At 72.3% G+C, this 25250-nt stretch carries 24 protein-coding genes; 23 read left to right on the top strand and 1 reads right to left on the bottom strand.

The window, feature by feature from the left end; genetic code table 11:
- The first annotated feature begins 155 nt into the window (after nucleotides 1-155).
- Together QN157_12330 and QN157_12325 are read left to right on the top strand one after the other, a co-directional pair.
- Entirely contained in the window at nucleotides 156-971 is an 816-nt protein-coding gene (locus QN157_12330; GenBank protein MDR7556377.1) for a ParA family protein, read from the top strand.
- Nucleotides 934-1374: a hypothetical protein gene (locus QN157_12325; GenBank protein ID MDR7556376.1), complete on the top strand. Its 441-nt coding sequence runs from the start codon at nucleotides 934-936 to the stop codon at nucleotides 1372-1374. Before QN157_12330 ends, QN157_12325 begins: the two co-directional genes overlap by 38 nt.
- Nucleotides 1375-1408: 34 nt before the next feature.
- Here QN157_12325 and QN157_12320 read toward each other — a convergent pair whose 3' ends face one another.
- Nucleotides 1409-2089, bottom strand: a complete 681-nt coding sequence (locus QN157_12320) for an HAD-IA family hydrolase (GenBank protein MDR7556375.1) — start codon at nucleotides 2087-2089, stop codon at nucleotides 1409-1411.
- 93 nt (nucleotides 2090-2182) lie between these two features.
- On the opposite strand from QN157_12320, the gene asnS reads away from it, so the two are divergent.
- The 21 genes from asnS (at nucleotide 2183) to thpR (ending at nucleotide 25215) form a co-directional block, all read left to right on the top strand.
- On the top strand, nucleotides 2183-3487 hold the full coding sequence (gene asnS, locus QN157_12315) for an asparagine--tRNA ligase (GenBank protein MDR7556374.1): 1305 nt from the start codon (nucleotides 2183-2185) through the stop codon (nucleotides 3485-3487).
- A 269-nt stretch (nucleotides 3488-3756) separates the two neighbouring features.
- A complete protein-coding gene (rimP, locus tag QN157_12310) occupies nucleotides 3757-4269 on the top strand; it encodes a ribosome maturation factor RimP (GenBank protein MDR7556373.1) in 513 nt (170 codons plus the stop codon).
- Entirely contained in the window at nucleotides 4266-5423 is a 1158-nt protein-coding gene (gene nusA / locus QN157_12305) for a transcription termination factor NusA (protein MDR7556372.1), read from the top strand. Before rimP ends, nusA begins: the two co-directional genes overlap by 4 nt.
- Nucleotides 5424-5435: 12 nt before the next feature.
- Nucleotides 5436-5732, top strand: a complete 297-nt coding sequence (locus QN157_12300; protein MDR7556371.1) for a YlxR family protein — start codon at nucleotides 5436-5438, stop codon at nucleotides 5730-5732.
- 9 nt (nucleotides 5733-5741) lie between these two features.
- On the top strand, nucleotides 5742-8288 hold the full coding sequence (gene infB / locus QN157_12295) for a translation initiation factor IF-2 (GenBank protein ID MDR7556370.1): 2547 nt from the start codon (nucleotides 5742-5744) through the stop codon (nucleotides 8286-8288).
- A gap of 88 nt (nucleotides 8289-8376) precedes the next feature.
- Entirely contained in the window at nucleotides 8377-8664 is a 288-nt protein-coding gene (locus tag QN157_12290; protein ID MDR7556369.1) for a DUF503 domain-containing protein, read from the top strand.
- A gap of 15 nt (nucleotides 8665-8679) precedes the next feature.
- Nucleotides 8680-9066 (top strand): 30S ribosome-binding factor RbfA, encoded by a 387-nt coding sequence (gene rbfA / locus QN157_12285; GenBank protein MDR7556368.1) that lies wholly within the window; start codon nucleotides 8680-8682, stop codon nucleotides 9064-9066.
- Nucleotides 9026-10006 (top strand): DHH family phosphoesterase, encoded by a 981-nt coding sequence (locus QN157_12280; GenBank protein MDR7556367.1) that lies wholly within the window; start codon nucleotides 9026-9028, stop codon nucleotides 10004-10006. The genes rbfA and QN157_12280 overlap by 41 nt, the downstream gene beginning before the upstream one ends.
- Entirely contained in the window at nucleotides 9996-10934 is a 939-nt protein-coding gene (truB, locus tag QN157_12275; protein ID MDR7556366.1) for a tRNA pseudouridine(55) synthase TruB, read from the top strand. Before QN157_12280 ends, truB begins: the two co-directional genes overlap by 11 nt.
- Nucleotides 10931-11881: a bifunctional riboflavin kinase/FAD synthetase gene (locus QN157_12270; GenBank protein ID MDR7556365.1), complete on the top strand. Its 951-nt coding sequence runs from the start codon at nucleotides 10931-10933 to the stop codon at nucleotides 11879-11881. Before truB ends, QN157_12270 begins: the two co-directional genes overlap by 4 nt.
- Before the next feature lie 180 nt (nucleotides 11882-12061).
- A complete protein-coding gene (gene rpsO, locus QN157_12265; GenBank protein ID MDR7556364.1) occupies nucleotides 12062-12328 on the top strand; it encodes a 30S ribosomal protein S15 in 267 nt (88 codons plus the stop codon).
- Nucleotides 12329-12406: 78 nt separating this feature from the next.
- The gene (locus QN157_12260; GenBank protein ID MDR7556363.1) at nucleotides 12407-14638 is read left to right on the top strand and encodes a polyribonucleotide nucleotidyltransferase; all 2232 of its coding nucleotides are present in this window, start codon (nucleotides 12407-12409) and stop codon (nucleotides 14636-14638) included.
- Nucleotides 14639-14688: 50 nt separating this feature from the next.
- The gene (locus QN157_12255; protein MDR7556362.1) at nucleotides 14689-16014 is read left to right on the top strand and encodes a pitrilysin family protein; all 1326 of its coding nucleotides are present in this window, start codon (nucleotides 14689-14691) and stop codon (nucleotides 16012-16014) included.
- A gap of 221 nt (nucleotides 16015-16235) precedes the next feature.
- On the top strand, nucleotides 16236-17048 hold the full coding sequence (dapB, locus tag QN157_12250; GenBank protein ID MDR7556361.1) for a 4-hydroxy-tetrahydrodipicolinate reductase: 813 nt from the start codon (nucleotides 16236-16238) through the stop codon (nucleotides 17046-17048).
- Between the two features lie 89 nt (nucleotides 17049-17137).
- On the top strand, nucleotides 17138-18199 hold the full coding sequence (locus tag QN157_12245) for an aspartate-semialdehyde dehydrogenase (protein ID MDR7556360.1): 1062 nt from the start codon (nucleotides 17138-17140) through the stop codon (nucleotides 18197-18199).
- Nucleotides 18200-18231: 32 nt separating this feature from the next.
- On the top strand, nucleotides 18232-19125 hold the full coding sequence (dapA, locus tag QN157_12240; protein MDR7556359.1) for a 4-hydroxy-tetrahydrodipicolinate synthase: 894 nt from the start codon (nucleotides 18232-18234) through the stop codon (nucleotides 19123-19125).
- 144 nt (nucleotides 19126-19269) lie between these two features.
- The gene (locus tag QN157_12235) at nucleotides 19270-20055 is read left to right on the top strand and encodes an undecaprenyl-diphosphate phosphatase (GenBank protein MDR7556358.1); all 786 of its coding nucleotides are present in this window, start codon (nucleotides 19270-19272) and stop codon (nucleotides 20053-20055) included.
- A 6-nt stretch (nucleotides 20056-20061) separates the two neighbouring features.
- Entirely contained in the window at nucleotides 20062-22434 is a 2373-nt protein-coding gene (locus tag QN157_12230) for a DNA translocase FtsK (protein ID MDR7556357.1), read from the top strand.
- Between the two features lie 123 nt (nucleotides 22435-22557).
- Complete coding sequence (locus QN157_12225; protein MDR7556356.1) at nucleotides 22558-23349, top strand: helix-turn-helix domain-containing protein; 792 nt, start codon at nucleotides 22558-22560, stop codon at nucleotides 23347-23349.
- A gap of 25 nt (nucleotides 23350-23374) precedes the next feature.
- Nucleotides 23375-24613 (top strand): competence/damage-inducible protein A, encoded by a 1239-nt coding sequence (locus tag QN157_12220; GenBank protein ID MDR7556355.1) that lies wholly within the window; start codon nucleotides 23375-23377, stop codon nucleotides 24611-24613.
- Between the two features lie 5 nt (nucleotides 24614-24618).
- Nucleotides 24619-25215: an RNA 2',3'-cyclic phosphodiesterase gene (thpR, locus tag QN157_12215; protein ID MDR7556354.1), complete on the top strand. Its 597-nt coding sequence runs from the start codon at nucleotides 24619-24621 to the stop codon at nucleotides 25213-25215.
- Nucleotides 25216-25250: the final 35 nt, after the last annotated feature.

Raw genomic sequence — 25250 nt, 5'->3', positions numbered from 1 at the left:
CACCTCCTGCCGCCTCCCGCCCCTCACCGTGTACTTTTGCCCCACCCGTGGGCAGTCCTGCCGCGGGCCCGGGCCTACGGAGGAGAAGGTTCGCGCGGGGTCGAACAGCGGTGCAAACACCACGCCGTGACGACGGCGTGCGGGGAGCGACCCGGGTGAGTGCCGAGGCGCAGGTCATCGGGCTGGTCAACCAGAAGGGCGGGTGCGGCAAGACCACCACGGCCGTCAACCTCAGCGCCTCGCTGGCGGCAGCAGGCTACCCCACGCTGCTGATCGACCTGGACCCGCAGGCGAACGCCACCGTCAGCCTCGGGATCGACCCGGCCACCCTGGACCGCACCGTCTACCATGTCATCGTGGACATGGGTACCGACGACGGGCTGCCGCTGGCCGCCGTGATCCGCCCAACGTCGGTGGCGGGCCTCGAGGTGGCGCCCTCCTCCATCGACCTGGCGGCAGCCGAGATGGAGCTCGTGTCCCGGATCGGGCGCGAACAGGCCCTGCGCCGGCGGCTGCAGCCGCTGCGGGAGCGCTACGCCTTCATCCTGATCGACACGCCGCCGTCGCTGGGGTTGCTGACCCTCAACGCCCTGGTGGCGTGTGACGGGATCATCATCCCGATCCAGACCCACTACTACGCGCTGCTGGGGATGCGCCAGCTGCTGCGCACCCTGAAGATGGTGCGCGACGAGCTCGGGCACCAGGTGGAGATCGTCGGCGTGCTCCCCACGATGTACGACGCCCGCACGACGATCAGCAAGGAGATCCTCCAGGGAATCCACGAGTACTTCCCGAATCAGGTGTTCCACACAACGATCCACTTCAACATCAAGCTGGTGGAGTCGTCGATGAGCGGCGTACCGCTGTTCCTGACCAATCCGGAGTCGCGGGGCGCCAAGGAGTACATGAGCCTGGCTCACGAGGTGATCGCCCATGCCCAGCGGGCGCGAGGAGCTCCGGCGCGGCGTTAGGCACCTGATCGAAACGGCCTCGCGGGAACTGGAGGCACTGGCCGCGCCGCCGGCCCCGCCGGTGCTGGAGGAGCGGCCGGCGCCTGCGGGCGCTGCGCGCCGTGGGCCCGGCGAGTCGCCGGCGGGCGACGCGCGGCCGATCCTGCGCCTGGTCCGGGAGCCGGCGCCCGAGGCCTCCACGCCGGAGCCAGCGGGCGCGCCGCCCGGGATGGGGGGCGAGGCGCTCTTGGCGCGCAAGGGGGTCTGCGCCGCGTACTACGTCAACCGGCGGTGCTGGGAGGTGGCCGACGCCTACTGCAACACCGCGCTGCACGTCTGCATGCTGCGCGACTGTCCGGTCTACCACCTGAACCGGGACGAGCTGGAGCACCGCTTCGCGCGCAAGTTCGCCCACCTCTGGTAGCCCCGGCGACGGCGTACGGCGCCGCCGGACCCGGTCAGGCGGAGAGATCCACGGTGAGCAGGTCCTCCAGGCGGGATACCCACGCCCACGGGCGAAAGCCGCGCGCCTCGACGTCCGCCCGGCGCGGCCCGACGCCCACGAACCGAACGCCGGCGGCCGCAGCGGCGGCGGCATCGATCCACGAATCGCCCACCAGGTACGCGGTGGCCGGTCCCAGGCGCGCCACGATCTGGCGGACCCCGGCCGGGTCCGGCTTGAGGGCGGGGGTGTCCTCGCGGCCTACCAGCACCGTGACGTACTGCATGAGGTCCCCGGCTGCCAGGGCCGCGAGGGCGGCAGCGCGGCTGTTGTTGGTCAGCACGGCGAGCCGGACGCCGCGGCGCGCCAGGGTGGCGAGCACCCGGGCGGCACCGGGTGCCGGACGGGCATCGTGCAACCCCTCCGCCTCAAAGCGGGCCACGAGCGCCCAGGCCGCCTCGGCCAGCGCGGGCGCAGCCGCGGCAAGCCGCGCGACGAGGTCCGGGATCGCCAGACGCGCCAGCTGCTCCGCCGGCGCCGGCAGCGGCCCGACGGTCTCCCACAAGGCCAGCAGGGCCCGGCGGAGCCCGGTGAAGTCGATGCGGGAGTCCACCAGGGTGTTGTCGAGGTCGAAGATGACGAGCACCGCGCGGGCCATCGCACCAGGAGAGGACGACCGGGTGCGCACACCGCTCACGGTACAGGCCTCCTCGGGCTGGTCGGGGCGCGGGGCGGTCTCGTCCGTGCGACGTCTCGCGGATAAGCCGCCGGTTCCTGGAGGCGGTCCGTGGTGACCCGGGCGCCCGCGGTCGTCGTGGAGGCCCTGCCGCGCCACCTGGACCACGAGGTGACGGTGCGCGGGTGGCTGGCCAACCGGCGCAGCAGCGGCAAGATCCACTTCCTGCTGGTCCGCGACGGGACGGGCATCGTCCAGGTCGTGATGAGCAAACAGGACGTCCCCGACGCGGTGTTCGCCGCCGCCGACCGGCTGCCGCTGGAGAGCAGTCTCGTCGTCACCGGGCGCGTGCGCGCCGACCGCCGCGCGCCGGGCGGTGTGGAGCTGGCCGCCACCGACCTGCACGTGGTGCACGAAGCCGAGGACTACCCGATCACGCCCAAGGCGCACGGCATCGAGTTCCTCATGGACCACCGGCACCTCTGGCTGCGCAGCCGCCGCCAGCACGCCATCCAGCGGGTGCGCGCCACGGTGATCCGGGCCATGACCGACTACCTGGACGACCATGGGTTTCTCCGGGTGGACGCCCCGATCCTCACGCCCGCGGCGGTCGAGGGCACCACCACCCTGTTTGCCACGCAGTACTTCGACCTGGGCACAGCGTACCTCACGCAGTCGGGCCAGCTCTACAACGAGGCGGCGGCCATGGCGTTCGGCCGCGTCTACTGCTTCGGCCCGACGTTCCGGGCCGAGAAGAGCAAGACCCGCCGCCATCTGGTCGAGTTCTGGATGCTGGAGCCGGAAGCGGCGTTCATGGAGTTCGACGAGTACCTGGCGCTGGCCGAGGAGTTCGTGGCGTTCGTCGTCGCGCGGGTGCTCGAGCGGTGCCGCCGCGAGCTGGGGGTGCTGGAACGCGATCCGGCGCCGCTGGAGCGCGTGGTGCCGCCGTTCCCGCGGATCTCCTACGACGAGGCGCTGGCCCTGCTGGCGGCCCACGGCAAGCCGGTGGCCTGGGGCGAGGACCTCGGGGGCGACGAGGAGACCGTCATCAGCCAGGCGTTCGACCGACCGGTATTCGTGCACCGCTTCCCCGTGCAGTGCAAGGCGTTCTACATGCAGCCCGACCCTGCGCGGCCCGAGGTGGTGCTGGGCGCCGATCTGCTGGCGCCGGAAGGGTACGGGGAGATCATCGGTGGCGGGCAGCGCATTCACGACCTGGCGCTCCTGCGGCAGCGGCTGGCCGAGCACGGGTTGCCCGAGGAGACGTACCGGTGGTACCTCGACCTGCGCCGCTACGGCTCCGTCCCGCATTCGGGCTTCGGCATCGGCATCGAGCGGACGGTCGCCTGGCTGTGCCGGCTGGACCACGTGCGCGAGGCCGTGCCGTTTCCCCGGCTGCTCAACCGGCTGTACCCGTAGCCGGCACGTCGGCCATGCAGCCGGTCTCGCCCGGGTCGCACCCCGGGCGCGCGATACGGGTGAGCGCCCGGTGGTTGGCTCTTGCGCCGCGTGTGCGGGCCCGAGCCCGATGCGGGCCCGAGCGCGACCGCTTGCCCCGCGGGGGTCCCTGTGGTACCATCGCTTCGGTAGCATCAAGGGGCCGGCGTGTGCGAGCCGCCGGCGTGTGGTGCGTGCGAGTGGGTGTGTGAGCCCGCTCGTTTTTTGTGGGGGACGAGGCGATGCCGGGGATGACGACGCGGGGGCCGGCGTGGACGGCCCAGGTGGAGGCGCTGGCGGCTGCAGTGGCCGCCCGGCACGGCCTCACCCTGGTCGGCGTGGACGTGCTCGGCGAGGGGCGCCGGACCGTGGTGCGCGTCTTCGTCGAGGGGGCCACGGCGGTCTCGGTGGAGGACTGCGCGCGCGTCTCCGAGGAACTGAGCCGCGCGCTCGACCTGCACGATCCCATCCCGCACGCCTACACGCTGGAGGTGGCGTCGCCGGGGCTGGATCGGCCGCTGCGCAGCGAGGCCGACTTCACCCGGTTCGCCGGGCGCAAGGTCGACGTGACGACCCGGGAGCCCATCGGGGGGCGCCGGCGGTGGCGCGGGCATCTGGTGGGCCTGGAAGGGAGTGACGTGGTCCTGGACGCCGACGTCGGGCGCGTGCGGCTGCCCCTGGCAGCCGTGGTGGCGGCGCGGCTGGTGGTGGAGATGGAGGACCTGCGGGAGGACTTCGAGCGGGGAGGACGTGCGGGGTCATGAACGTCGAGCTGCTGCGGGCCCTCGAGCAACTCGAGGAAGAACGAGGCATCAGCAAGGATGTCATCATCGAGGCGATCGAGGCGGCACTGCTGTCGGCCTACAAGAAGAACTTTGGGTCGACCGCCCAGAACATGCGGATCGAGATGGACCGCGCCACCGGCGAGATGCGGGCCTACCAGGTGCGCACCGTGGTGGAGCACGTGGAGGACCCGACGACCCAGATCGCCCTGGCCCAGGTGCGGGAGTGGGATCCCAGTGCCCAGGTGGGCGACATGGTCGAGGTGGAGGTGACGCCCAAGGACTTCGGCCGCATCGCGGCGCAGACCGCCAAGCAGGTGGTGGTGCAGCGTCTGCGGGAGGCGGAGCGCGAGCTCGTGTACAAGGAGTTTCGCGATCGCGAAGGGGACATCGTCACCGGCATCGTCCAGCGCATCGAGCGGAAGAACGTCTACCTGGACCTGGGGCGCATCGAGGCGGTCCTGCCGCCCCCGGAGCAGATCCCGCGGGAGTCCTACCGGCAGGGCGAGCGGGTCAAGGCCTACGTGGTGGAGGTACGCCAGGGCACCCGCGGGCCGCAGATCGTGGTGTCGCGAACCCACCCCGGGCTGCTCAAGCGCCTGTTCGAGCTGGAGGTCCCCGAAGTCTACGAGGGCATCGTCGAGCTCAAGGCCATTGCGCGGGAAGCCGGTACCCGGAGCAAGATCGCCGTGGCTTCCCGCGATCGGAACGTGGACGCGGTGGGCGCGTGCGTGGGACCCAAGGGGTCTCGGGTCCAGGCCATCGTGGACGAACTGCGGGGCGAGAAGATCGACATCGTGGCCTGGAGCCCGGACGCCGCACAGTTCGTGGCCGCGGCGCTGAGCCCGGCCAAGGTCGTGCGGGTGGAGATCCAGGAGCCGACCAAGACGGCCCTGGTGGTCGTGCCCGACCACCAGCTGTCGCTGGCGATCGGGCGCGAGGGGCAGAACGCCCGCCTGGCGGCCAAGCTCACGGGATGGCGGATCGACATCAAGAGCGAGTCGCAGATCAAGGAGATCGAGGCGCAGAAGATCTTCATCGATCTGCCCGAGGACGAGATGGCGGCGCCCCCGGCACAGGCCGCGCAGGCGGAGGCGGCGGCCACGGGCAGCGGACGCGAGGAGCAGGCCAGCTAGACGAGGGTGTCGATGCCCAGAGTGCGCCATGTGCCCCAGCGCCAGTGCGTGACCTGCCGGCAAGTCCGGCCCAAGCGCGAGTTGCTCCGCGTGGTGCGCACGCCGACCGGTGAGGTGCGGGTGGACGCCACCGGGAAGGTCGCGGGCCGCGGCGCGTACGTCTGCCCGTCGGAGGCCTGTGCCGAGTCTGCGGTGCGCGACGGGCGTTTGCAGCGTGCCCTCGAGGTGCCCATTCCCGAGGACGTGACGGCGGCGCTGCGAGTCGCAGTGGCGCAGGCGCAACGGGCGCGGACGCCGGGCGCGCAGTAGGAGGCAGCGATGCGGGTGTACGAGCTGGCCAAAGAGCTGGGGCTTGCGACCAAGGAGATGATGGAGATCCTGGCGCTCCTGAAGATCGCGGTCAAGAGCCACAGCAGCAGCCTGACCGTCGCACAGGAGGAGCGGGTGCGCCTCCACGTGGCCGCCACACGGCCGAAGGGGAAGAAGGCCGTCCCCACCCCTGTGGCCCCCCCGCCGCCGGCGCCCGAGCCGAAGATCGACGCCCGCACGCCCACCGGCGAGCGCATCCTGGGTGTTCGCAAGATCACCGCGCCAGCCGCGCCTCCCGAGCCCGCGCCCGTCGCGGACCTGCGTCCGGCCACCGAGGCACCACCCCGGGTCGTCGTCCGCCCGGCAGCACAGGCACCGGTGGGCGCGCCGCCGTCTCCCGCGCCGGCAGCGGCGCCGCCGCAGGCTGCGGCGCCTCCCGCGCCTCCCGCCGCTGCCCCTGCACCAGCCGCGGCGCCGGCGGCTCCCACGGCGCCGACGACGGAGCCACGGCGGGACAAGCCGCGGCCCGAAGGGCCACCCGAGGGCATGCGTATCCAGCCCGTGAAGCCGCCCCGTCGCGACGCCACGCGCGAGGCGCCTGCCCGCGAACTGCTGGACGTCACCGTGCTGCCGCCGGTGGTGCCCGAGGCCAGGCCGGCACCGCCGCGCGCGCCGGAGCGGCGCAAGCCGGCGGCAGAGCCCCGGCCGGCGACGCGCCCGGAGCCGCCGCGGCCCTATCTGAGGCGTCCGCCGCGTCGGCGCCGTCCGCTGCGGCCAGAAGAGACCCAGGTCGAGGCGCCGCCGGTGGCGGCTGCCGAGATCGAGCTGAGCGGCCCGGTCACGGTGGCAGAGCTGGCGGCCCGGCTGCAGGTCCAGACGGGCGAGGTCGTGCGACGCCTGCTGGACCACGGCGTGCTGGCCGGCGTCAACCAGCAGGTGCCGCTCGAGCTTGCTCACAAGGTGGCCGAGTCGTTCGGCACCACGGTGCGTCGGCCCGCCGCGGCCCCGGTCGAACCGTCCGCGCCCAGGATCCAGCGGCTGGCGGTCACGGCGGGGGAGACGGCGCCGCCCCGTCCGCCGGTCGTCACGGTGATGGGCCACGTGGACCACGGCAAGACGTCGCTGTTGGACGCCATCCGCCGTACCCGGGTCGCCGAGGGTGAGTTCGGCGGCATCACCCAGCACATCGGCGCGTCCATCGTCGAGACTGCGGACGGGCGGCGGATCGTGTTCATCGACACGCCGGGGCACGAGGCGTTCACGGCGCTGCGCGCCCGGGGCGCGCAGGTGACCGACATCGTGGTGCTGGTGGTGGCGGCCGACGACGGGGTCATGCCCCAGACGGTCGAGGCGCTCAACCATGCCCGGGCCGCGGGCGTGCCCATCATCGTCGCCATCAACAAGATCGATCTGCCCCAGGCCAACCCGGACCGGGTGAAGCAGCAGCTGGCCGAGCTGGGTCTCGTCCCCGAAGAGTGGGGCGGCGACGTGATCATGGTGCCGGTTTCGGCGCGCCAGCGCACCGGGATCGACCAGCTCTTGGAGATGATTCTGTTGGTCGCCGAGCTCCAGGACCTGCGGGCCGAGGTCGACCGTCCGGCCCGGGGGACCGTGATCGAGGCCAGGCTGGACCGGGGCCGCGGCCCGGTGGCGACCGTCATCGTCCAAGAGGGGACGCTGCGCGTGGGCGACGCCGTGGTGGTCAACGAGATCGCCGGCCGCGTGCGGGCTATGGTGGACGCCCGGGGCCAGCGCGTGGATGCCGCCACGCCATCGGTTCCGGTGGAGGTCGTGGGGCTCGACGAGGTGCCGACAGCGGGCGACCTGCTGGAAGTGGTGCGGGACGAGCGGATGGCCAAGGCCATCGCCGAAGAGCGGCGGGAACGCCGGCGTGCCGCCGAGCAGGCCGCGCGTCCGACTGTGGCGGCCGAGGAGGCCGCCGGTGGCCCCAAGGAACTCCGGCTGATCATCAAGGCCGACACCCATGGCTCGGTGGAAGCGCTGACCGCAGCGGTGGGCCGGCTCTCGACCCCGGAGGTGGCGCTGACGGTGCTCCACGCCGGCGTCGGCAACGTCACCGAGTCGGATGTCATGCTGGCTGCGGCCAGCAAGGCGGTGGTCGTGGGGTTCAACGTCCGGCCCGAAGCGCAGGTGCGCCGGATGGCGGAGGAGGCCAGGGTCGACCTCCGGCTCCACCGGCTGATCTACGAAGTGCTCGACGATCTGGCGCAGCTGCAGCGCGGCCTGCTGGCACCTCGCGAGCAGGAGGTGACCCTGGGGCAGGCCGAGGTGCGCAAGGTGTTCGTGATCTCCCGCGTGGGGACCGTGGCTGGCTCCTACGTGACGACAGGCCGGCTGGTACGCGGCGCGCAGGCGCGCCTGATCCGGGACGGTGCCGTGGTCTACCAGGGGCGGATCGCCTCGCTGCGACGCTTCAAGGACGACGTGCGCGAGGTGACCGAGGGGTTCGAGTGCGGCGTCGGACTCGAGCGGTTCAACGACATCAAGGAAGGCGACCTCATCGAGGCCTTCGAGGTCCAGCAGGTCCCCGCGTAGGGACGGCAGACCGGGCGGCCTCACCCCCCGGGCCGCCGGAGGCGCCGGGGCGGCGCGGGGTCTGGTCCGGGTCGGCGGGCGAGGAGGCGTGGCGATCGTCGTTGGCGTGGCCCGTGCCGAGCTGAGCCTGCCCGGCGCCAGGGGCCTGAAGGACAAGCGCCGGCTCGTCAAGAGCCTGGTGGAACGCGCCCAGCACCGGTTCCGGGTCTCGGCTGCCGAGGTGGATCACCACGACGCCTGGACGCGGGCCGTGGTGGCGTTCGCCTGCGTGAGCACCTCCTCCCGGCACGCCCACCAGATCCTGGCGGAGGTCCACCGGTTCGTGGAACACCAGGGCGAGGTGGTGCTCGTGGACTACCAGGTCGAGATCCGATAGGGGGCGCGCCCACCCATGACCCATGCGCGTGCGACACGGCTGGCCGAGGTCATTCGCAGCGAGGTCAGCGAGATCATCCGGACCCTCAACGATCCCCGCATCGGGTTCGTCTCGGTGACCGACGTGGAGGTGAGCCCGGATCTGCGGCATGCACGGATCTTCGTCAGCGTCCTGGGCGACGACGACGCCAAGCGACGCACCATGGAAGGCCTCGAGCACGCCACCGGGCACGTCCGGTCGCTGCTGGGGCCGCGGCTGGGCATCCGCCTGGTCCCGGAGATCGCCTTCCGGCTGGATCCGTCCATCGAGCGCGGGGCGCGTATCAGCGCGCTGCTGCGGGAACTGGCGGAGGAGACGCCCCGTGACCCTCCGGGCGACGATCGCTCGGGTTCTCGCCCGTAGCAAACGCACACTGCTGGTCTGCCACGAGGGGCCCGACGGTGACTGCCTGGGGGCGGCCCTGGCGCTGGCACACGCGCTGCACGCCCCGGACCGCGAGGTGGTGGTGGCCTGCCCGGATCCCGTGCCTGCGGCCCTGCGCTTCCTGCCCGGTGCGGAACGCGTCGTGACCATGGTGCCCGAGGACTGGCGCCCCGACGTGGCGGTGACCCTCGAGTGCGGTTCGCTCCAGCGCGCCGGCGGGCTGGCCGGGGCGGTGACCCGGGCGGCCACGATCGTCGCCATCGACCACCACGCCGACGTCGACAGGTACGCCCATCTGCTCGACTGGGACCCGTCGGCTGCGGCCGTGGGAGAGCAGGTGGCGGACCTCATCGGCTGCCTGGGGGTATCGCTCGACGCGGGCATGGCGCAGGCGCTCCTCACAGCAGTGGCCACCGACACGGGCGTGTTCCGGTACGCGAACACCACCCCGCGAGTGCTGCGGCTGGCCGCGGACCTCATCGACCGAGGGGCCGACCTCGGGCAGATCGTGCGGCGGGTCTACGAGGAGCAGCCGGTGGGCGCCGTCCGCCTCCTGGGTGCCGCGCTGGCGGCCTGCGAGCTGCACTGTGGCGGGGCCGTGGCGACCACGGTGGTGACGGCGGCCATGCGCGCAGCGGCCGGCCTTGGCGCCGACGAGGCAACCGGCATTGCGGCTGCCCTGCGCACCATCGCCGGCGTCCGCCTGGCCGTCGTGCTGGAGGAGCGCGAGGGGAGGGTGCACGTGTCCTTCCGTGCGCGTGACGGCGTGCGCGCCGATCGCGTCGCTGCGCGGATGGGCGGAGGCGGGCATGCCGCAGCCGCCGGCGCGCAGCTCTCCCTCCCGCTGGAGGCGGCACGGCACCAGGTGCTCGCGGCGGTGGCGGCCGAACTCGCGGAGGCATGCCCCGATGCGGGCTAGGCCGCCGATCGAGCTCTACCACGGCGTCCTCAACGTCCTGAAGCCGCCGGGCATGACCTCCCATGACGTGGTGGATGCCCTCCGCCGGTTGACCGGCCAGCGGCGGATCGGCCACACCGGCACGCTCGACCCCGGCGCCTGCGGGGTCCTGGTCCTCTGTCTGGGGCGGGCCACGCGCATCGCCGACCTCCTCACCGAACGGGACAAGGGCTACCGGGCCGAGTTCACGTTCGGGCTGGCGACGGACTCGGGCGACGCCTATGGGACCGTCGTCGCCGAGGCGGACGCCTCCCGGCTGGACCGGGAGGCCGTCGAGGCCGCGCTCGGGGCGTTCGTCGGCGTGATCGCGCAGACGCCGCCGCTGGTCTCCGCTATCCACCGGGGCGGGCGCCGGCTGTACGAGCACGCCCGGCGCGGGGAGCACGTGGAGGTGGCGCCCCGACAGGTCGAGATCACCGAGTGCCGCCTCCTGGCGTTCACCCCGGGACCGCGAGCCCGGGCCCTGGTCCAGATCGAGTGTTCCAAGGGGACGTACATCCGAGCGCTGGCGCGGGACCTGGGGCAGCACGTGGGCGTGCCTGCCCACGCGTCGTTCGTGCTGCGTACCCGATCGGGACGCTTCGCGATCGATGGAAGCCTGACGCTGGAGGAGATCGCGGAGGCCGTGGCGGCCGGCAGCCTGCACCCGCTGCTCGTCTCCGCCGACGAGGCGCTGGGCGACCTGCCCGCGGTGGATCTCACGCCCGCGCAGCGGCAGCAGGTGCTCCAGGGCCGGCCGCTGCTCCTGGTGCATGTGCCGGGGTGGACACGGCTGCCGCCCGGCCGCCCCATCCGCCTGCGCGACGCCCGGGGGCTGGTGGCCCTGGGCAGGATCGAGGCGGGTCGCCTGCGGCCGTTTCGGGTGCTACGGGGGACGCCGGGCGCGTGAAGGTCGTCTACGGTCTGGAAGCGTTCGAGCCGTCGGACCGACCGGTCGCCCTGGCCCTGGGGACCTTCGACGGCGTGCACCGGGGCCACCAGGCCGTGCTCGCGGCGCTGCGAACCGCTGCTGCAGCGGACGGCGGCGTGGCCGTGGCCACGACGTTCGACCCGCATCCGTTGGTCGTGCTGGCAGGTCCACGGGAGCCGTTCCTGCTGACGACGCTCGAGGAACGCCTGCGGCTGTTCGCCCGCGCGGGCGTGGACGTCGCGCTGGTGGTTCGGTTCGACGAGGAGCTGCGCAGCCTGGATGCCAGCGCGTGGCTGGAGCGCTTGCGTCGCCACGTTGGGCCGCGCCATCTCGTCACGTCCACGACCCATACTTTCGGTCGCCATCGGGAGGGCACGGCGGAGTTCCTGCGGGCGTGGGGCGCGGCGCACGGGGTGGCGGTGACCATCGTGCCGCTGGTCGAGCAGGACGGCGTCCCGATCAGCAGTTCGGGGATACGGACGCTGCTGCGGGCAGGCGACGTGCGCGGGGCGGCCCGATGGCTGGGCCGGTGGTATAGCGTACGCGGGGTGGTCGTGGCGGGCGAGGGCCGCGGCCGACGGCTCGGGGTCCCGACGGCAAACCTCGACGTGCCGCGGGAGAAGGTCGTCCCGGCCCGGGGCGTGTACGCCGCCTACGCCACCGTCGGCGAGGAGACCGTGATGGCCGCGGTGAACGTCGGCGTGCGGCCGACGTTCGGTGGCGGTACGGAGGGCGTCGAGGCCCACCTCCTCGACGTAGAGCGCGACCTGTACGGCCATGACCTGGAGGTCGCCTTCGTGGAACGTCTCCGCGCAGAGATGCACTTCCCCGACGTGGAGGCGCTTCGCCGTCAGATCGACCTGGATGTTGAACGCGCCAGGGCAATTCTGTCGAGCACCAACACAGTCAATATTCATCAAGTTTAGCTTTATACTAAAATCCATAATAATGGACTTCTATTGAATAGAATTGCCACGCCAGGTTTACTACGGTCCCCTGGGGGTGCTACGATGAGCGATGGCCCCAGCTGGGGACGTCGTGCCTCCAACGACCCCTCGGCCGCGGGCGGCATCATCAGTGCCGGAGCGCCGGCGTGGAGGAGGGCCATGCTGACAGGAGAGGCCAAGAAGAGGATCGTCGGCAAGTACGCGCGGCATGCGGACGACACCGGGTCGCCGGAAGTGCAGATCGCGCTGCTCACGGAACGCATCACGCAGCTTGCGGAGCACCTCAAGGCGCATCCCAAGGACTTCCACTCTCGCCGCGGCCTGCTGAAGATGGTCGGGCAGCGGCGACGACTGCTGGCGTACCTGGAGCGCACGGACCTGGAGGCTTACCGGCGGGTGGTGGAGGACCTGGGGCTCCGGCGCTAGACGCCATGCGGGCGCGGCGCCGCGCCGCCGCGATGGCTCGGGCACAACGATCGAGGATAGGGAAGGACTGACAGGTCGATGATGGAGCAGGCAATGCACGCACAGCGCGCCGAGGTCGAGGTCGGCGGGGAGCGCCTGGTGTTCGAGACCGGGGTGCTCGCCCGGCAGGCCGGCGGCGCCGTCACCGTCACCCACGGCGAGACCGTGGTGCTCGTCGCCGCCACCATGGCGGAGCAGGCACGGGAAGGGATCGACTTCTTCCCGCTGACCTGCGACTTCGAGGAGCGGATGTACGCCGCCGGGAAGATCCCGGGTGGGTTCTTCAAGCGCGAGGGCCGGCCGGGGGAACGCGCTATCCTGACGGCCCGCCTGATGGACCGGCCGTTGCGCCCCCTGTTCCCCAAGGGCATGCGCAACGACGTGCAGGTCATCGCCACGGTGCTGTCCACCGACCAGGAGCACGACCCGGGGGTGGCCGCCGTCAACGGCGCCTCGGCTGCGCTCCTGCTCTCGGGCATCCCGTGGGACGGGCCGGTGGGCGCCGTGCGCGTGGGGCTCATCGACGGCCGGCTGGTGATCAACCCCACGCTGCGGCAGATCGAGGAGCAGAGCGCCCTGGATCTCGTGGTGGCCGGAACCGAGGACGCGATCCTCATGGTGGAGGCCGGCGCCGACGAGGTGCCCGAAGAGCGGCTGCTCGATGCGTTCGAGCTGGCCCACGGCGAGATCCGGAAGATCATCGCCGCGCAGCGGGACCTGGCCGCGCGGGCCGGGAAGCCGCGTCGGGCGGCGATCTTCGCCGCCGTCCCGCCCGCGGAGGTGGAAGCCGCCGTACGGGACGCTGCCCTGCCGCTGGTGCGCGCCGCGCTGGCGCAGCCTGAGAAGCTGGCCCGGGAGGACGCCCTGCGGGCCGTGGAGGTTGACGTCAGGAGCAGGCTGGCCGACGAGTTTCCCGACCATGTGGGGCAGATCGGCGAGATCGTCACCGCGCTGACGAAGGAGGAAGTGCGGCGGCGCATCCTCGAGGAGCGCGTCCGGCCGGATGGCCGCCGCCCCGACGAGATCCGCCCCATCTCGATCGCCGTGGGCCTGCTGCCGCGGACCCACGGCTCGGCGCTGTTCCAGCGGGGGCAGACGCAGGTGTTGTCCATCACGACCCTGGGGACCGGCGAGGACGAACAGCGCCTGGACGACATCGGAATCCTCGAGGCCAAGCGGTTCATGCACCACTACTGGTTCCCGCCGTTCTCCGTGGGCGAGGTGCGGCCCCTGCGCAGTCCGGGTCGCCGGGAGATCGGCCACGGGGCTCTGGCGGAGCGCGCCCTGGAGCCGATGATCCCGCCGGAGGACGTGTTCCCCTACACCATCCGCGTGGTCTCCGAGGTGCTCGAGTCCAACGGGAGCACGTCCATGGCGTCGGTGTGCGGGTCCACGTTGTCGCTGATGGACGCGGGCGTGCCGCTGCGTGCGCCCGTGGCCGGGATCGCCATGGGGCTCGTCACCGGCCCCGACGGGCGGTACGAGGTCCTCACCGACATCCTGGGCATGGAGGACGCCATGGGCGACATGGACTTCAAGGTCGCCGGGACCCGGCGCGGCGTCACCGCCCTGCAGATGGACATCAAGATCCACGGGCTCTCCCGCCAGATCCTGGCGGACGCCCTGCGGCAGGCGCGGGAGGCCCGGATGACCATCCTGGACCTGATGGAGCGCGTCCTGCCGGCGCCGCGGGCCCAGCTCTCGGCGCACGCGCCGCGCATCTTCACCCTCCAGATCAACCCCGACAAGATCCGGGACGTTATCGGGCCGGGCGGCAAGGTGATCAACAAGATCACCGCCGAGACGGGCACCAAGATCGACATCGAACAGGATGGCCGCGTGACCATCGCCGCGGTCAACGAAGACGGCGCGCGCCGGGCCATGCAGATGATCGAGGGGATCGTGCGCGAGGTGCAGGTGGGCGAGACCTACCGGGGCCGCATCACGCGGCTGATGAACTTCGGCGCGTTCGTGGAGGTGCTCCCCGGCAAGGAGGGCCTCGTGCACATCTCGGAGCTGGCCGAGCGCGGCACGCGGCTGGAGGACGTCGTGAAGGTGGGCGACGAGATGGAGGTCCGGGTCAAGGAGATCGACAGCCTGGGGCGGATCAACCTGACCCGGCGCGGCATGCCCGGCGGGCCGCCTGAGGTTGCGGAGGAGGAGCCGCAGCCCGCGGAGGCCGGCGCCCGCGCCCGGCCGGGCGGCGGGCGCCGTGAGGGACGCCCGGCGCGCCGCGGTGGGTCGCGCGCGCACCGCCGGGCCGACACGTAGGCACAGCGGCGCCCTGGCGCCGCCCACGGTACCTGACGGAGGCAGCGGCCATGGAGCTGGTGGCGAAGTCGGTACTCTCCAACGGGATTCGGGTGCTCACCGAGACGATGCCCGCGGTTCGGACCGCCTCCCTGGGCATCTGGGTCGCCACGGGGTCCCGCTACGAGGACGCGCGGGTGCACGGGATCTCCCACTTCCTGGAGCACCTGCTGTTCAAGGGCACCGGGCGGCGCACGGCGCTCGAGCTCGCCCAGGCCGTGGACGCCCTGGGCGGGCAGATGAACGCCTTCACGGACCGGGAGCACACCTGCTTCTACGTCAAGGTGCTGTCCACCCACCTGCCCGAAGTGGTCGAGTTGATGGCCGACATGTTGCTGAACTCGGCGTTGGACCCGGACGCGATCGAGCGGGAGCGGCAGGTCATCATCGAGGAGATCAAGACCTACGAGGACTCCCCCGACGATCTCGTCCAGGACCTGATCGTCCAGACGATCTGGAACGGGCACCCGTTGGGCCGGCCCGTGATCGGGACGCGGCACACGGTGCAGCGCCTGGGGCGTGCGGACTTCCTTCGGTACATGGAGGAGCGGTACCGGCCCGACAACACGGTGATCAGCGTGGCCGGCGATGTCCGCCACGACGCGGTGGTGGCGCTCCTGGAGCGGTTCCTCGGCGGGTGGGACGGGCGCACGGCGCCGCAGCCCACCTGGATTCCCACCCTGGAACCGACCATCAGCCTGCGCGCCAAGGACGTGGAGCAGGTGCATCTGTGCCTGGCCACCCGGGGGCGGGCACAGGCCGACGACGAGCTGTACGCCCTGGAGGTGCTCGACAACGTCCTGGGCAGCGGGATGTCCAGCCGGCTGTTCTACGAGATCCGGGAGAAGCGCGGGCTGGTCTACACCATCGCCTCGTACGCGCCGGCGTACCGCGAGGGCGGGCTGTTCGTCGTCTACGCTGCCATGAGCCCGGAGGCCGGACCGGCGGTGGTGCAGCTGATCCTGGAGGAGATCGCCAGGCTGGCCGATACCCTGCGCGACGACGAGGTGGCGCGCGCCAAGGAGTCCCTCAAGGGCAACGTGCTGCTGAACCTGGAGAGCACCGGCAGCCGGATGAGCAAGCTGGCGCGGTCCGAGCTCTACCACGGGCGGCAGTTCACCATGGACGAGCTGATCCAGAAGATCGATGCCGTCACCCCCGAGGCGATCCGGCGCCTGGCCCGCGACATCTTCACGGCGGACCAGATGGCGATGGCCGCCATCGGCCCGCTGGCGACGCACGACGGGCTCGGCGCGCGTCTGGAGAGCACGTTCTCGCGGTGCCTGGGCCTGCTGCCGAAGACGGCACCGGCCCCGGTGGCCACCGCAGCCGGCTGACACGCCCCCAAGCCTGCAGCTCGCCTCGTCGTACGGGACGGCCGCATGGCGCGGGACGCTACGGTGCCGCCGCGGCCGTGCCGTGGATCGCAGCGTCCCAGCATCACGCGCGGCCACGACGGGTTCGCATCCCCGGCGGTACCCGTGGTCGACACCCAGACATGGCCCCTGAGGAGAAACGCCCGGGCGCGTCGAATGTCCCACCGGGAGGATTGAGGAGCGTGGGCGACGGACCGGTGCGGGTCGCCGTCAGCGGCGCGGCAGGACGGATGGGGCGGGCCAGCGTTCGAGCCATTCTGCGCGAGCCCGATCTACAGCTGGTGGCTGCTCTCGGCCGACAGCAGGCGGTGGGGCGCGATGCGGGTGAGGTGGCCGGCGCGGGGACCGCGGGCGTCCCCATCGTGGCCGACCTCGACGCCGTGTGGGCCGCAGCGCCCGAGGTGCTCGTCGTGTTCGCGCCCGGGGCGCCCGCCGCGGTCCACGCCCGTGAGGCGCTCGCGCGGGGCGTCCGGCCCGTGGTGGGCAGCACCGGGGTCGGCGCTGCGGAGCTCGAGGCGCTGGGGGCACTGGCCGCTGCGCGCAAGACGGGCGCGGTCGTCGCGCCGAACTTCGCCCTGGGCGCGGTGCTCCTGATGGAGTTCGCGCGGATCGCCAGCCGGTTCTTCCCGCACGTGGAGATCGTCGAGCTCCACCACGATCGCAAACGCGATGCGCCGTCGGGCACGGCGCTGAAGACGGCGCGGCTCATCGCCGAGGTGCGAACGGCGGCGCCGGCACCGGCGGTGGCGGAGGAGGAGCTGGTGCGCGGTGCCCGGGGCGGTGTGGCCGACGGCGTGCGGGTGCACAGCGTGCGGCTCCCCGGGCTGAACGCCCACCAGGAGGTGCTCTTCGGCGGGCCGGGGCAGGTGTTGACGTTGCGCCACGACTCGCTGAGCGAGGAGTCGTTCATGCCCGGACTGCTCCTGGCCATCCGACGGGTCAGGGCCCTCGAGGGGTTGGTGTACGGGCTGGAGCACCTGCTGGATTTGCGCTAGGGTAGTGGGCAAAGCCTCGCGCCCTCCCGCGAGGTCTTGCGCGGAGGCACAGCCAACAGGAGGGGCGACAGGACGGGGGTGGAGAGACGGTGACCGGAGGCCTGCGTGTGGCAGTGGTGGGGGCGACCGGGATGGTCGGGCGCACGATGGTCAGGGTGCTGGCCGAGCGGCGTTTCCCCATGCAGCACCTGCGGTTGTTCGCCACCGCCCGGTCGGCCGGATCCACCGTGCCGTTCGGGGAGGCACAGGTGCCCGTCGAGGTGACCGGCGACGACGTCCTGGAGCACGACCTGGTGCTGTTCGCAGGCGGCGACGACGCCAGCCGCCGCTACGCCTGGGAGGTGGCGGCGCGCGGGGGGGTGGCGATCGACAACTCCTCGACCTGGCGGCTCGACCCGCGGGTCCCGCTGGTCGTGCCCGAGGTGAACGGCGATGCCCTGCGGTCGCACGCCGGCGTCATCGCCAACCCCAACTGCTGCGCCGTGGCGCTCGTGATGGCGCTGAAGCCCCTGGACGTCGCCGCGGGGCTGCGGCGCGTCCACGTGGCCACCTACCAGTCGGTCTCCGGCGGTGGCATCGAGAACGTCCGGACCCTGTTGGCGCAGACGCAGCGCCTGCTGGAGATCCCCGACGCGCTCGCAGACGGGGACCTGGCGCGCATCGCGACCGCTGCCGACGACGCGCCGCTGGCGTTCAACGTCCGTCCGCAGTGGAGGTGGCAGCCCGACGGCGACACCGAGGAAGAGGCCAAGATCGTTGCCGAAACCCACAAGATGCTGGGTGTTGCGGTGCCGTTGACCGTCACCACGCTGCGCGTGCCGGTTCTGGTGGGCCACACCCTGGTCGTGCACGTGACACTGGGACGCCCGCTGTCCCCGGAGGCTGCCCGTGCGGTGCTGGCCGCGTTCCCCGGGGTGGAGGTCGTCGACGATCCTGCCGCCGGCCGATTCCCCACCCCGCTGCTGGCCGCAGGGCGGGATGCGGTCTACGTCGGGCTCGTCCGGCCCGACCGCGTCGACCCGCATGGCCTCCGGCTCGTCGTCTGCGCCGACAACTTGCGGAAGGGGTCGGCCACCAACGCGGTGCAGATCGCCGAAGCGCTGGTGGCCGCAGGCTCCCTGCGCCCGCGCGCGGGGGTGAGCACGCGGTAGGCGCCCGAGACCACGTCGAGGAGGGACCCAGGATGGGGCCGTTTGGACACGTCGTCACCGCCATGGTCACGCCCTTCGACGCCAGCGGCGCGGTGGACTATGCCAGGGCCGCGCAGCTGGCCCGCCGGCTGATCGAGGCCGGCAACGACGGGCTGGTGGTCGCCGGCACCACCGGCGAGTCGCCCACGCTCTCCGACGCGGAGAAGATCCGGCTGTTCCACACCGTCAAGGAGGCCGTGGGCGATCGGGCCAGGGTGATCGCGGGCACCGGCACCTACGACACGGCCCACTCGATCCACCTGTCCCAGGAGGCGGCGCGCGCGGGATGCGACGGGCTGCTCCTGGTGAACCCCTACTACAACCGGCCGTCGCAGGAGGGCCTCTACGCGCACTTCCGCGCCATCGCCGAGAGCACGCCGTTGCCCGTGATGCTGTACAACATCCCGGGGCGGACCGCGGTCAACTGCACCCCCGACACCATCGCGCGGCTGGCGGAGGTCCCCAACATCGTCGCGGTCAAGGAGGCGGCCGGCAGCCTGGATCAGGTGTCCGAGATCCGCATCAAGACCCCCGAGCGCTTCGCGATCTACAGCGGCGACGACAGCCTGACGCTCCCCAAGCTGGCGGTGGGCGCGGTGGGGGTGGTGAGCGTCGCGGGGCACCTCGTGGCGGCCGAGATCCAGCAGATGATCCGCGCCTACTTCGCCGGCCAGGTGGCCGAGGCCCTGCGACTCCACCGGCGGCTGTTCCCGCTGTTCAAGGTGCTGTTCATCACCACCAACCCGGTGCCGGTCAAGGCGGCGCTGCGGCTCGTGGGGTTCGACTGCGGCAAGCCCCGGCTTCCGCTCGTGGACGTGACGCCCAAGGAGGAGGAGCAGATCCGCACTGTGCTGCGGTCCCTGGACCTGGTGCCCACACCGGTGTGATCCAGCGTGCGCCACGTCCCGACGAGTATGCGGGTGGCGCTCAAGGGGCATTGACGCAAGGGGCGAACAGACGTACGATAGGACGGCGTCCGTGGACGCAATGACGTCGGACCACATCGACCTGGTATCCGCAGGAGCGCGCACGTGCTCAACCTCGTCGTCCTCGGCCTGGTCCAGGGGCTGACCGAGTACCTGCCGGTCAGCAGCACGGCGCACCTGCTGTTCGCCGAGTACTTCCTGGGCGTCGCGCGACCCGGACTCGTGCTCGAGGCGGTGCTGCACCTGGGTACCGCCGCAGCGGCGGTGATCCTCTTCCGCAGGGACCTCGGGCGGCTGGCACGGGGCGCCATGGCGTGGGTGGCGCGGCGCGCCGATCCCTACGCGGCGCCAGCCGTTGCGGTCGTCGTCGCGACGGCCGTGACCGCCGCCATCGGCCTGGCGTTCGAGGCACCCCTGGAACGTCTGTTCACCTCGGTGCGTGGCGCCGCGCTGCAGTTGCTGGCCACCGGCGCGATCCTGTTCTGGCAGCGCGAACGCGGCCGACGCGGGCTGACCGACGCCACGCCGCTGGACGGCGTGGCCCTGGGCGTGGCCCAGGCGATCGCCATCGTGCCCGGCATCTCGCGGTCGGGGGTCACGATCGTCGCCGGCCTGGCGCTGGGGCTGCATCGGGCAGAGGCGGCGCGGCTCTCGTTCCTGATGGCGGTGCCCGCGATCCTGGGCGCGTCGCTCTTCTCGCTCAAGGACCTGCCGCGCCTTGCAGGCACCGGGATCAGGCTGGCGGACCTGGTGGCCGGATTCACCGTGGCCACCGTGGTGGGCATGGCGGCCATCGCCTGGTTAATGCATCTGGTGCAGCGCCGCCGCCTGGCGTGGTTCGGCGTCTACTGCTGGGCGGTGGGCCTCGCGGTGCTGGCAGCTGTGCGGTAGCCCACCATGGCGGCTGGACGTCGGCGTCACTCCTCGGATCGCGCGGCCGCAGCAGGGCTCACGCTGCTGGCGGCAGCAGCGGTGCTGGCCCTGTCCTTCCTGCCCGACGCCGCGGGCATGGCGGCGTTGCTGGCGCGCGGGCAGCGCGTACTGTTGGGGCGCGCGGCTCCCCTGCTGCCCGTCTACGCCGGCGCCGCCGGCCTCGTGCTGCTGACCGCCGGCGCGCGGGCGCGGGTGACGCGGCGTGTTGCGGGGCTTGTGCTGGGCACGGCCGTCGTGCTGGTGGCCGTGCACCTGCGCACGACCGCCGGCGACGTGCTCGCTGCCGGCCTGCGTGGGCAGGGGGCGGGCGCGCTCGCGGGCGTGCTGGCGTGGGCGCTGGAGCGGGCGCTCGGAGCCACCGGCCGGTGGGTTGCGGTGGGCCTGGGCGCGGCGGTGGCGGTGGCGTTGGTGGCCGGGGTGACGCTGGCCACGCTCGCGACCGTGCTCGCCGCCACGAGCCGGGCGATTCAGGTCGCGACCCGCGCGCTGGGGCGAGCGCTGGGTCGGAGTATCCGGTACGCCGGACGATCCCTCGCCGTGGCGATCGACGGGCTCGTCCCGGCGGTGGGGCGGGCGACCTGGACGCTCGCCCGTCGCACGGCGTCGGCGGTGCGCGAACTGGCCGGGCGTCTCGCCCGCGTGGCCAGCCGGTACCGGGTGGCGTCGCCGGACCGGCTCGCAGGTGCCCTGGCCACAGCAGCAGGGCCGTCGGAACCCGCTGTACCGCGCGCCGTGGCAACGTCGCTGGAAACGGAGCCGGAGCCCCACGCGCAGGCCGGCAGCGCCGTCGCCGCACCTCGCACCGCGGAGGTGGGGACCACGGCAGAGCGCGCGGTGGCCAGCGGCCAGACCCGGCGGCGTCGCTCCGAGGCCGGCGCATCGCGTCAGGAACATCTGGACCTGACGGCCGTCGAGTACCGGTTGCCCCCGCTGGCCCTGCTGGGCGACCCCGGCACCACCACGCGCCAGCGGGCTCGCACGGACCCGGCCGAGACCGCCCGGGCCCTGGAGAGCACCCTGGCGTCGTTCGGAGTGGAGGCGAAGGTGGTGCACTGGGAGGTCGGGCCCGTGGTGACCCGGTTCGAGGTGCAACCGGCGCCGGGCGTCAAGGTCCAGAAGATCACCAGCCTGACCAACGACATCGCCCTGAACCTGGCAGCGCAGAGCGTGCGCATCGAAGCCCCGATCCCGGGCAAGTCGGCGGTGGGGATCGAGATCCCCAACCAGAAGGCGAGCCTGGTACACCTGCGCGAGATCCTGCACACCGACCTGTTCCAGAAGGCCACTTCGCCCCTGGTGGTGGGGATCGGCAAGGACATCGCCGGCGGCGTCATCGTGGCGGACCTCGCCGAGATGCCGCATCTGCTGATCGCTGGCGCCACAGGATCGGGGAAGTCGGTGATGCTAAACGCCATGATCGCCAGCCTGCTCTTCCGGGCGACGCCCCACCAGGTCCGGTTCGTCATGATCGACCCCAAGCGGGTCGAGCTGACCGACTACAACGACATCCCGCACCTGCTGGCCCCGGTCGTCACGAACCCGCGCCAGGCGGCCAGTGTCCTGAAGGACATGCTGCGCATCATGGAGCAGCGGTTCGAGCGCTTCGCCGAGGTGGGCGCCCGCAACATCCAGGCGTACAACCAGCGCACCGACGTGGCGCCCATGTACTACATCGTCATCATCATCGACGAGCTCGCCGACCTGATGATGGTCGCGCCCGCCGACTTCGAGGACATCATCTGCCGGCTGGCACAGATGACCCGCGCCACCGGGATCCACCTGGTGGTGGCGACCCAGCGCCCGTCGGTGGACGTGATCACCGGGCTCATCAAAGCCAACATCCCGTCGCGCCTGGCGTTCGCAGTGTCCAGCCAGGTGGACAGTCGGACGATCCTGGACACCGCTGGCGCCGAGAAGCTCCTGGGGCGGGGGGACATGCTCTTCCTGCCCCTGGGGGCCAGCCGTCCGATCCGGGCGCAGGGCGCCTACATCGCCGACGCCGAGATCCGCGCGGTCGTGGACTGGTGGCGCCAGCAGGCGCGCCCGGCCTACGACGAACGCCTGGTGGAGGCGCAGCGTACTGCCGGCGGCGAGGACGGCATCGACGGCGAGCGCCTGATCGAGGCGGCGCGGCTCGTGGTGCGCACCGGCTACGGCTCGGTGTCGCTCCTGCAGCGCAAGATGCGCATCGGGTACGTGACCGCCGCCCGGCTCATCGACGAACTCGAGGCCCGCGGGATCGTGGGGCCCGTCCAGGGGAGCAACCCCCGGGAAGTGCTGATCGGCCTCGACGAGCTCGAGCGTCGGCTGCGGACGCCGCCGGCCGGCGACCGGTAGGTCTCCCAGGGGTGGCGCGCTGCGGGCGGGGCGCGGGGGGCCGCTCGATCGGTAGCGCGACGCGCAGCGGAGGGATTCGCGGGCGCCGTGCGAAACCTCCGCACCGTGACATCGAGGGGGCCGATGCACGATCGACCGGGAGTGGGGGCGCAGCTGCGTGCGGCACGCGTCGCGCGTGGGCTGTCGCTCGCCGACCTCCATGCACGCACGAAGATCTCCGCCCGCTTCCTGGCCGCCCTCGAGGACGAGGCGTTCGACGAACTCCCGCCGCCGCCGTACACCTGCGGGTACGTGCGGGCCGTGGCGCGCGAACTGGGTTTGGATGGTGATGCGCTGGCAGCTGCCGTGCGGGTCGCCATGCAGCCCCGCGGGGGAGGTCTTGGGCATCCGGTGCGGTCGCCGCTCGTGCCCGCCCGGCTCCGGTCGCGGTCGCGCCGGATGCTCACCACCGCTGCGACGGTTGCAGCGCTCGCCGTGGTCGCGTTCGTCGCCTACTTCGGCCACCAGCTGCGTGAACTCGGCGGCCCCGAGCCGAGCGTGGAGGGCGGGGTGCCGTCCACGGTGCAGTCGACGCCCGCAGGCCCGCGGCGTGACGCGCCATCAGGTGCCGGTGTCGCCGCGCGACCGGCTGTCCAACAGCCGGCCGACACCGGCGCCACAGCAGACCAGGGGGTGGTCATCGAGGTGCAGGCGCTTGGCCGCTCGTGGATCCTGGTATCGAATACCACGGGCCGCCTGTTCGAGGGCTTCGTGACCGCGGGCGAGACCCGTCGGTGGCAGAGCGACGGGCCCGTGACGCTGCGCGTAGGCAACGCCGCGGCCGTGGTCCTCGTCGTCAACGGTCGGCCGCTGGGGCCCCTGGGCCGGCCTGGCGAGGTCGTCAGCCGCACGTTCGGCAGGGAGCCGCTGCCCTGACCCACCTGATCGAATTCCCACGACGATGCGCGCCGAGTTGATCTCTGTTGGGACCGAGCTGTTGCTCGGCCAGATCACGGACACAAATGCCGCCTACCTGGCCCGTCTGCTGGCGTCGTACGGAGTGGACCTGCCCTACAAGCAGACCGTCGGGGACAACCTGGACCGCCTGCAGGCTGCGCTCCGGCTGGCGCTGAGCCGCGCGGACCTGGTGATCACCACCGGAGGGCTGGGTCCGACGGAGGACGACCTGACCGTCGAGGCCGTGGCGGCGGTGCTCGGCGTCCCGCTGGTCTACGACGAGGCTGTCGCCCGGGACATCGCCGCGTTCTTCGCACAGCGGCGACGGCAGCCGCCCGAGGCGGTGTTTCGGCAGGCGAGGATTCCCCAAGGAGCCCGGGTGATTCCCAACCGTCGCGGGACCGCCCCGGGCCTGATGGTCCCCGCCGATGGGTGCACGCTCTTCCTGTTTCCGGGCGTGCCGCACGAGATGGAGGGCCTGGTGGCCGACGGCCTGATCCCCTGGCTGGCGGCCCGCAGCGGCGGCGTGGTGATCCGTTCCCGCGTGCTGCGGATCGCCGGGCTCGGCGAGTCGGTGGTCGAGGAACGCGTGCGCGATCTCATTCACGGCACCAACCCCACCGTGGCACCGCTGGCGAAGCTGGGCGAGGTGCACCTGCGCATCACCGCCAAAGGGGCGCCCGACGCTGTAGAGGCGATGCTGACCGAGATGGAGGCGGCGCTCCGCGCCCGGTTGGGGGACGCCGTCTTCGGGCTGGACGACGAGACGCTGCAGGAGGCCACCGCCCGGCTCCTGCTCGAGCGAGGCAAGACCCTCGCGGTCGCGGAGTCGTGCACCGCCGGCCTGGTGACCGCCAGACTGGCCGACCGCCCGGGCGCCTCGGCGTTCCTCCTGGCCGGCTACGTGCCCTACAGCAACGAGGCGAAGGTCCGTGACCTGGAGGTGCCGACCGCGTTGCTGGCCGAGCACGGCGCGGTGAGCGCGCCGGTGGCCGTGGCCATGGCCGAGGGTGCCCGGCGCCGCACCGGTGCCGACCTGGGCCTGGCCGTGACCGGGATCGCGGGGCCATCGGGAGGCAGCGAGGCCAAACCGGTGGGGCTCGTGTACGTCGCCCTGGCGTCGACCGGCCCACACCGCGTCGAGGAAGTCCGCTTCGGCGCCAACCTGGCCCGCGGTACCGTCCGCCATCTGGCGGCCCAGACCGCCCTGAACCTCCTGCGGCTGGCGCTGGTGCGCGGGTAGACGCCGTGTCTGGTCGCCTCTACCGGACGTTCGTCGCGGTGGCGTTGGACGCTCCGATTCGCCGCGCGCTGGCTGAGTGTCAGGAGCGCATGCGACAGGCCGGGGCGCGGCTGCGCTGGGTACGACCGGAGCACCTGCACGTGACGCTGCGGTTCCTGGGCGAGCTGACGTTGGCGCAGGTGGCGCGGGCCACGGTGGCCGCGCGCGAGGCCGCGGCCGCTGTCACGCCGTTCGAGATCGCCCTGGGTGGTCTGGGCGTGTTCCCCAGCCCCAAGCGGCCGCAGGTCGTGTGGGTCGGCACCGAGGAAGGTGGGGAGGCCCTGGAGCACCTCGCGGGTGCCGTGCGGGCGGCCCTGGTCCGGCATGGGTTCCCGGACGACCCTCGCCCATTCCGGCCCCACGTCACCCTGGCGCGCCTCAAGGACCAGCGTCACTGGGGCGACGTGGTGCGGGCGATCGAGCAGCATCGGGAGGTTCGGATCGGGCGGCAGCGTGTCACGCAGATCCTCGTCATGGAAAGCCAGCTCACCCCGGAGGGACCGATCTACACGGTGCGCGAAGAGGTGCCGCTTGGCCAGAAGTTGAACTCTTCCCCGGTGTGACCTCAAGCAGTAGTAGGATCGGCTGACAAGACGGT

Source organism: Armatimonadota bacterium (assembly GCA_031459855.1).
Classification (GTDB): domain Bacteria; phylum Sysuimicrobiota; class Sysuimicrobiia; order Sysuimicrobiales; family Humicultoraceae; genus Fervidifonticultor; species Fervidifonticultor primus.
The sequence above is the reverse complement of the archived record's forward strand: the minus strand, read 5'-3'. Positions and strand labels throughout refer to the sequence as shown.